At 66.1% G+C, this 7,945-nt stretch carries 6 protein-coding genes and 1 pseudogene; 1 reads left to right on the top strand and 6 read right to left on the bottom strand.

The window, feature by feature from the left end:
* A partial coding sequence (locus tag CG747_RS46660) for a helix-turn-helix domain-containing protein (protein ID WP_257980243.1) occupies window positions 1–177 on the bottom strand: 177 nt, incomplete at its 3' end.
* Between the two features lie 319 nt (window positions 178–496).
* The gene (locus CG747_RS46665; protein WP_100607930.1) at window positions 497–2,773 is read right to left on the bottom strand and encodes an excinuclease ABC subunit UvrA; all 2,277 of its coding nucleotides are present in this window, start codon (window positions 2,771–2,773) and stop codon (window positions 497–499) included.
* Between the two features lie 62 nt (window positions 2,774–2,835).
* Here CG747_RS46665 and CG747_RS46670 point away from each other — a divergent pair, with 62 nt between their 5' ends.
* The gene (locus CG747_RS46670; protein WP_257981240.1) at window positions 2,836–3,792 is read left to right on the top strand and encodes a YafY family protein; all 957 of its coding nucleotides are present in this window, start codon (window positions 2,836–2,838) and stop codon (window positions 3,790–3,792) included.
* 123 nt (window positions 3,793–3,915) lie between these two features.
* Here the strand turns inward: CG747_RS46670 and CG747_RS46675 are convergent.
* The 4 genes and pseudogenes from CG747_RS46675 to CG747_RS46685 form a co-directional block, all read right to left on the bottom strand.
* Window positions 3,916–4,377, bottom strand: a pseudogene (locus CG747_RS46675) (transposase); the annotation flags it as partial.
* 433 nt (window positions 4,378–4,810) lie between these two features.
* A complete protein-coding gene (locus CG747_RS48760; RefSeq protein WP_180986050.1) occupies window positions 4,811–6,223 on the bottom strand; it encodes a hypothetical protein in 1,413 nt (470 codons plus the stop codon).
* Window positions 6,220–7,338 carry a WXG100 family type VII secretion target gene (locus CG747_RS46680; RefSeq protein WP_100607932.1) on the bottom strand — a complete coding sequence of 373 codons (1,119 nt, stop codon included), beginning with the start codon at window positions 7,336–7,338 and terminating at the stop codon, window positions 6,220–6,222. The genes CG747_RS48760 and CG747_RS46680 overlap by 4 nt, the downstream gene beginning before the upstream one ends.
* Window positions 7,335–7,664: a hypothetical protein gene (locus CG747_RS46685; protein WP_100607933.1), complete on the bottom strand. Its 330-nt coding sequence runs from the start codon at window positions 7,662–7,664 to the stop codon at window positions 7,335–7,337. Before CG747_RS46685 ends, CG747_RS46680 begins: the two co-directional genes overlap by 4 nt.
* Between the last annotated feature and the right edge of the window lie 281 nt (window positions 7,665–7,945).

The following is a 7,945-nucleotide window of genomic DNA, read 5'->3' on the forward strand; positions in this document are numbered from 1 at the left end:
GTCAGCCAAGCCGTCCAGTCGGTCGACCAGGAACCGCCGCCGCCACTTACGGACCGTATCCGCAGTCACCCGCAGATCCCGAGCGACTGCGACGATCGGTGGCACCTCCGGCCCCGCACACGCCAACACAATCCGTGCCCGCAAAGCCAACGCCTGAGCCGACGTCGCCCGCCGCATCCACCGCTCCAACACCGCCCGCTCCTCATCACAGAGCAGCAACGGCTCCAGCTTCGGACCCCGACGAGGAACTGACGCACCACCAGCAGAAGAAGAAGTCACACAACAACTAACGAACAACTACTGGCGCAGGACACTAGCGGGTCATGGGCGGAGCCAAATAACGAAGGCTGCGACGGTGACGGTGCGGCCCGCGGCCTTTCCGCCGCATCGGGGTGTTTGAGCCGCGCACGAACAGCGATGCTGCTTCCGCAGTGCTGCTGAAACGTGAGGTAGCCCTGCCGGGCGAGCTACGCCGTCGCCCCGGATGAGGTGGGCGTTAACAGCTGGCCGGCTTCGATAGCGACGCGCTGGGGGCGCGGAAGAGGTCCCCGCTCAGCGCCTCGGCGGTGGCGGTGCCGGCGATGTTTGCGACGGTGCCCTGGTAGAGGATCTTCCCGCCGTGTTTGCCGGGGCCGGGGCCGAGGTCGATCATCCAGTCGGCTCGCCGGATGACGTCGAGGTTGTGCTCGATGAGTACGACGGTGTGTCCGTGGTCCACCAGGCCGTCGAGGAGGCTCAGCAGGGTGTCGATGTCCTGGATGTGCAGGCCGGTGGTGGGCTCGTCGAGGACGTAGAGGGTCGGGCCGGTGGAGTCACGGAGCTCCTTGGCGATCTTCACGCGCTGGCACTCACCTCCGGAAAGAGTCGTCAATGGCTGGCCGAGCCGGAGGTAGCCCAGCCCGACCTCGTCGAGGTGGCGTAGGGCCCTGACAATCGCGTGGTCCGGAAGCTGGTCGATGGCCTTGCGGATCGTGAGCTCGTCGATGTCGGCGATGGACAGCCCGGCAACCGTGTATTTGAGGACCTCGGGCGTGAACCGGCGCCCCTGGCAGGTCTCGCAGACCGTCTCCTGCTCTTCCATGAAGGCGAGATCGTGGTACACGACACCGAGGCCCTTGCAGTCGGGGCAGGCTCCCTCGGAGTTGGCGCTGAACAGGCGGGCCGAGACGCCATTCTGACGGGCGAAGAGACTGCGGATGGGGGTGGCGATCCCGGTGTACGTGATGGGGGTCGAGCGGCGATTGGTGCTGACCGGCTTCTGGTCGATCACGACGGCTTCGTGCTGGGCGATAAGTTCGCCCGCGAGACTGGTCTTGCCCGAGCCGGCCACACCCGTGAGTACGGTCATCACGCCGGTGGGAATGTCCGCGGTCACGTTCTTGAGATTGTTGCGCGTGGCGTCGGCCAGGGTGATGTGGCCCCGCGGCGTGCGCGGTTCTTCCTTGATGGGCCGATGCTGCGCCAGCGCGGCAGCCGTTGCGGTGTCGGCCTGCCGAAGGCCCTCGAAGGTGCCCTGGTAGACGAGTTTCCCCCCTTGTTCGCCCGCGCCCGGGCCGACCTCGATGACCTGGTCGGCGATGGCCATGACCGCGGGGTCGTGCTCGACGACCAGGACACTGTTGCCCTTGTCCCGCAGCTGCCGCAGCACCTCGGTCATGGAGTTCACATCGTGCGGGTGCAGCCCGACGGTGGGTTCGTCGAAGACGTAGAGAATTTCGGTGAGGCTGCTACCCAGATGACGGAGCGTCTTGATCCGCTGCGATTCGCCGCCCGAGAGCGTCGGGGTGGCGCGGCCGAGGTGGAGGTAGCCGAGCCCGATGCCGACCATCGCCTGCAGCCGGTCTGTCAGTGCGGACACGACCGGTGAAACGCTCGGCTCGGTCACTCTCGGCACCAGCTCCGCGAGTTCGCTGACTTCCATCCGCGCCATCTCGCCAATGGTGTGACCGAGCACCGTGGCGGTGCGGCTCGCCTCGTTGAGGCGGTCGCCGCGGCAGTTCGGACACACCTTGGCACGGGTGAATTTGCCGAGTGTCTCCTTCTTGCGCTCGGACATGTCGCCGGAGCCGCGCAGGTAGATGCGCTCGAACCGCTCGACGACGCCCTCGTAGTCCTTGGGCAGCAGGCTCGCTAGCGATCCCGCCGAGCCGATGCCGTACAGCAGCGCGTGCCGCTCGTCCCGGCTCCAGCGGCGCAGTGGCGTGTCGAGAGCGAAAACCCCGATGTCGGCGAAGTGGGAGTACCAGTAACCGCCGGTGGCAGACCCGGGCAGCAGGACCGCGCCCTCCCTCAGCGACTTGTCCAGGTCGACGAAGCGGTCGACGGCGCTGGCCACAACCTCGCCAAGGCCCGAGCAGGTGGGACACATGCCAGCCGGGTCGTTGAATGAGAAGGCGGTGGATTCACCGACGTGGGGCTTGCTCACCCGGGAGAACAGGAGCCGGAGGTAGGTCCAGATGTCGGTGATCGTGCCGACCGTGGAGCGGGCGTTCCCGCCTAGCCGCCGCTGGTTGATCACCACGACGGGGGAGAGCCCCTCGATGTGGCCGACCTCGGGGCGGGCCCACTTCGGTAGGCGATTGCGAATGTAGGGCGGGTACGTCTCGTTGAGCTGGTAGCCGGCCTCGGCGGCGATCGTGTCGAAGACCAGGGACGACTTTCCTGAGCCCGACACACCGACGAACACCACGAGGCGCCCGCGGGGTACCTCGACGTCCAGGTGCTGCAGGTTGTTGGTACGGGCTCCCTGAATCCGAATGCTCTGCTGTGGCATGTCCAAGAAGCTAGGACACGATGCGGCCGCAATCCGGCCTCAATTGCTGCGAGACTGGCGTCGTGGCTGATGTTTTGCAACGAGTCCTCGCGCTGCTGGCGGTGCTGCAGTCGGGCAAGCGGTTCACGGGTGCGGAGCTGGCCGACCGGCTGACTATTCCCACACGCACACTTCGACGCGACATCAGTCGGCTCCGCGGTTACGGGTACCCGGTCGAGACTCAGCCGGGGCCGGGCGGCTATTACCAGCTGGTGGCTGGGCGGGCCATGCCCCCGCTGCTGCTCGACGACGACGAGGCGGTCGCGACCCTGCTGGGCCTGGCCGCCCTCGGCTCGACCGGCAGCGCGAGCGAGGGAAGCATCGACGAGGCGGCCCTGCGAGCCTTCGGCAAGGTGGACCAGCTCCTACCCAAGCGGCTGCGCCCTCGGGGTGCCGCGCTGCGCGCTAGCCTGGAGACGATGCAGACGCCCGCCCCGAGCACCAGCGCGGAGACCGTGAGCAGTCTCGCCGAGGCGATTGCGCGCCGGCACGTCGTGAAATTTGACTACGTGGGGGCGACCGGGAAGGCCACCACACGTCGGGTTGAGCCGCACCGCCACATGCACCTGCACCAGCGTTGGTACCTTCTGGGCTGGGACATCGACAAGCAGGACTGGAGGGTCTTCCGGCTCGACCGCGTCGCCGCCCTCTTGGCGCGCGAGCAGACCTTCTCGCCCCGCCCGCTGCCGACCGGTACTGGCCTCGACTACCTCCGCGAGGGTATGAACAGGCATCGGCGGCGCGTGGTGCTGACCATCGACGCTTCCATGAGAGCGGTAGCCGACGCCTTCCACCGCCAGGAGGTCGAGCTCAACGTGGTTGCCGGGGGCGCCACCCGCGTCGTGCTCACGCTCGACACATGGCAGTGGCTGCTGCCGGCACTCGCCTTTCTCGACGCCGACTTCACCATCGAGGAACCCGAGGAGTTCCGGGCCGCGATGCGACACTTCGGCGCCCGTCTGAGCCGCGACCGAACTTGAGCGGCGCAGCGCTCCCAGTCAACGCCGTGATCACGGACGACGTGTGGCATCGGTACGGGATACCTGGCGTCCTCTTCAGCGTGGATTGTCGTCGGGAGCCACGGCGAATGGACTGACGAGCCACAGGCCGGCGCCGTGGTCGACGAGCTGATTCTTGAAGCCCTGGTCGACCAGGGCTTTGCGGACGGTGTCGCCGGTGTGCTCGGCGACCTGGTCCTGCAGGGCGATGCCCGCGGTGTTGTTGTGGATGTTCGCGGCAAGGACGACGACCGCGATGACCAGGCCAAGGACGTCCACGGCCAGTCCGCGCTTGCGGCCCGGCACCCGCTTGGCCGGATCGTAGCCGGTCGTGGCGGCGGGGACCCCGACGGCCGCGTGGACACTCTGGGTGTCCAGCACCACCAGGGTCGGGTCCTCTGATCGTCGGGCGCGTTCACGGACCTGGCAGCGCAGGAGTTCATGGATGACCTGGTTGGTTCCGTCGTCCCGCCAGGCGGCGAAGTAGTAGTAGGTCGCGCTCTTCTGCGGCAGGTCGTGCGGGAGGTAGGCCCACTGGCAGCCGGTCCGACCCTGGTAGAGGATCGCGATCTGCCGCGACCAGGCATCTCCGAGGGCGTTGCGTGGTGGACCGGGCGCCACGCCACCCTCGACCACTACAACCACACCCTGCGCGAACTGGCCGAACACCCCGAGCCGGATGCCCTCGGACATGCCTGGCGAAGCAACCCCACACCCGAGCGATACGTCCTCGACCTCCACTATGCGCGGGAAGCCACCCCGGATGACGAAGACGAAGCATGAGAACCACAGGTGGAGCCATAGCCCTGAGAAACGGCCGCCTCGCAAGGAAGTTACCTGAGGGCCCAACCTGTTGCAGAACTCATGCGGTGATGGACAGCTCATACCGCTGGACGCCCGTCACGACGTGACTGTCGGACTCCTCGGGAGCCACGCCGCTGCCTCGGCGGACGTCACCACGCGATCGCTTTCCCCTCGCTCAAACGCCCGATCACACTTGTCACGGTGGGTTCCGCAGGCCAGCGATTGTGGCCTCCGTGTCACAAGGTCCACCTGCCAACCGTCGCAAATACACCGTGCGCCGACGCTGGATCAGCAGGAGACCTGCCACCGGTCCTCCCACGGCGCTGACAAAGCACATGCTCAACAGTGGCCCACCGCCGGAGTTGACCCCTGCGACGATCAGACATATCGCGAGAAAACCGAGGCCGAACCCGTACATCCCCGGCCCGTGCACGGCCGGCTGCCACAGCGCGTACGGTCCCACCGCGCGCAACGAACGAGCGTCTGGAAGGGGCAGGTCCGCCGGCTCGCCCTGCGGAAGGTCCTCAGCCCTTCCCGGAGGCGTCACCCCGTAGACGTACCGGTCGTCGTCAAGAACGAGCAGGGCCGCGACGGACCACTCCGGGGGCTTGCCTGAATCCGGGGCCCAGTAGAGCCACCCGGCCTGGCCTTCGAGCACGCCGGCCAGGGCCTGAGGGTCGAGGCACCGGTCGATGAACAGGTCACGGGTGCCCTCGGGCGACGAAAGACGCAAGGCAGGGGACAGCGTGGTCTGGGGGTCGCCGGAGTTCTTTTTGGGATCAGGTGCCGTGAGCCATCTCCCGGCTGTCCCACCCGCGATACGCACACGTAGCCTGCGCGCCGGCCTGTCGCCGAGCACGGACCCGGGAGTCAGCGGATCGGCTTTGGTCCTGGCGGTGAAGAAGGAGATGAAGAAGATGGTGACGGGGAAGGCGCCGATGAGAGCCAGCATCACCATCTCGCCCGGTGATGCCGGGCCCCCCAGGAGAGAGGCGAGATGCCCACTGCCGGTCATGATGATTCCCAGGGACGGGGCATCCGGGGCGTACAGCCCACCTGTTAGCCGTTCGCCGGTTCTCACCCGGTCGGACGTCCTCGTCGTTCCCCTCAAGCGCAGTGCTTTGCCGTGCGCGTCACGTCCCGGCGCCTCGACGGTGACCACGGATACGTATGTCGTGCCGGCCTTGGATTGATTCCGGTATGAGTGCTGGATTTTTGTGATCGTGACAGTTGCGAAGCGGTAGTCGTGCTGAGTGATGACGGCCAGTTGGGGGCTGTTGTCCGAGACCGAAAAAGCCAACAGAAAGAAGGGGACGGACAAGAGCCAGACTGCGAGGATGGTGCACAGACCGCGCATCGGTGGCCACCACCATCGGCCCATCTTCAGCCCAAGCGTCGGGGGTACGACTCCTCCCAGCCGGGACCTCCACCGTCCGGTTGCCCGCAGCCACCATGCCAGCGATGCCACTGCGGAGAACGCCAGACAAGCCAGCAGATCCCAGCGCGGATACGGCACGATCTTCCGCACCAGCAGGCAGATTAGGAACGCCGTGGCGCCCACCCATGCCAGCACCGACGCCGCAGCCGTTCCAAGGTCCCGCTCTCTCACCCGAAAACGTCCTTCACTGACCCCTTCTTCGCGTCGTGTGGCCCTTCGCTCGCCTCGCTCTTCTGCGTATCGTCCTTGAGAGCATTCTGAACTGGAGTCGCGATGGCACCGCCGCCGCCGTAGATGATTCCTTGCATCGGACCCTCGATCGGGAAGTGCGGCCCCTCCCGCCCCGGTGGCAGTTGCGTGTTCACACCGTGGACGGCGGCTCCGCCCACACCACCTGTAATGAGGTTCACGCCGGCATCCCATCCCATGTCGACGTCCTGGTCGCCGTCGAGCTTCTTGACGCCGTCCACGGCCAAACCGCCAGTGGCACTGCCGACGCCGCCTCCCGCCACATCTCCGATCCATCCGGAGTGCCGACCGAACCCTTGGGCGATCGGATTCTCCAATTTCCCAGCCACCTTGCCCAGAGCCTTGACACCACCAGTCGCGAGCATCCCCGGCCCCGTGCCAACGAGCGAGGACAGCCCGCCCTGCCAGACCGCGTCGCCCAGATTGGTTTCCTGCCCCGTGAGGGCGTTGGTCATGACGGTGCCGCCGGTGTTGCTGGCCCAGTTGACCAGGACGTTCTTCAGGAAACGGTGTTCCTTCGCCAGCCGGGAGATGACTTTGAACGCCTCACTGACCTTCCGCAGGATCGTGCCGAGCGTTTTGGCGAGTTTGGCGGCGCGGGCAGCGAGTTGGGCGGCTCGGGCGGCCCCCGCGGCCGCCGAGAACCCCATGGTCAGGAAAGACATGCCGACCGAGATCCCGATGGATATGCCGATCTCAAGGTAGATCTCGTGGATCTCGTGGTTGATGTCCTCGATGGCGTCCGCGGCCTTGTCGAGGCTCTGCGCCGCCTCCGGCAACTGCGGCAGCGTCTTGCCCATCGCCGTGTTGAGGTGATTCCAGTGTTCGGCGAAGGAGTCGGCTGCCGGACCGCGCCAGCCGGATTCCAGTGTCCGCTGCACCTCGCCGTCGAGGTCGTGGAACATCGTTTGGAGGTTTTCGTGGAGGTCCCGCCAGCCCTTGGCGGCCGAGCGCAGGACGTCCGGATCGCCGCCAGGGTTAATGATTTCCAGGCCGGCCTCGTAGACCTGCTCCGCTACGGACTCGTCACCGCTCATGCGCCACGCTCTTGGCTGAAGCCGGCGGCCAGGGACTCGTCCGTGCCCGTGGCGTTCTGCTGAACCGTGCGCAGGCCCTGGCTGATGTGATCCAGGTGCTGCCGCAGGGCGTTGAGCGTCTCCACCATGTCGGTGGACATCTCGATGTAGGCGGAGGTTACTTCCTCGGATTCCGTGAGGACACCGAATCCTTTGTCAATCACCTCGGCGTCGGTCTTCGCCCGGAACTCCTTGTTGTAGGTCTCTAAGTCCGACCCATGAGTATCGAAGCTTTTCGCTAACCTGGCGAGAGCCCCCGCGTCCACTAACGACTCGTTTTCGGGCATGGTTCACTCCTCGTTTCTTACGAAAACTATCTGGGCATACCGGTGAAGATTGGCGTGCAGCTAATAGATCTTAGAGAGGAGTGATCACTGAAGTGAGGGCCTAACGATCTGTTGTCACACCCTTATCGAATCTCTTACGTCCACCTTCCTTGCTTGGTGCGGCGCGACGGCCTGTGTTGCCTTCACGCGGTTTCGGGAGTGCGGCGGGCGGTCAGCCGGCGCGCGGCTTAACACCGGGGGTGGTGGCCCCTTCGGGTCGTCTCAGACGCTGTTGTCGTTCC

Source organism: Streptomyces sp. CB02959, from assembly GCF_002803155.1.
Lineage (GTDB): Bacteria > Actinomycetota > Actinomycetes > Streptomycetales > Streptomycetaceae > Streptomyces.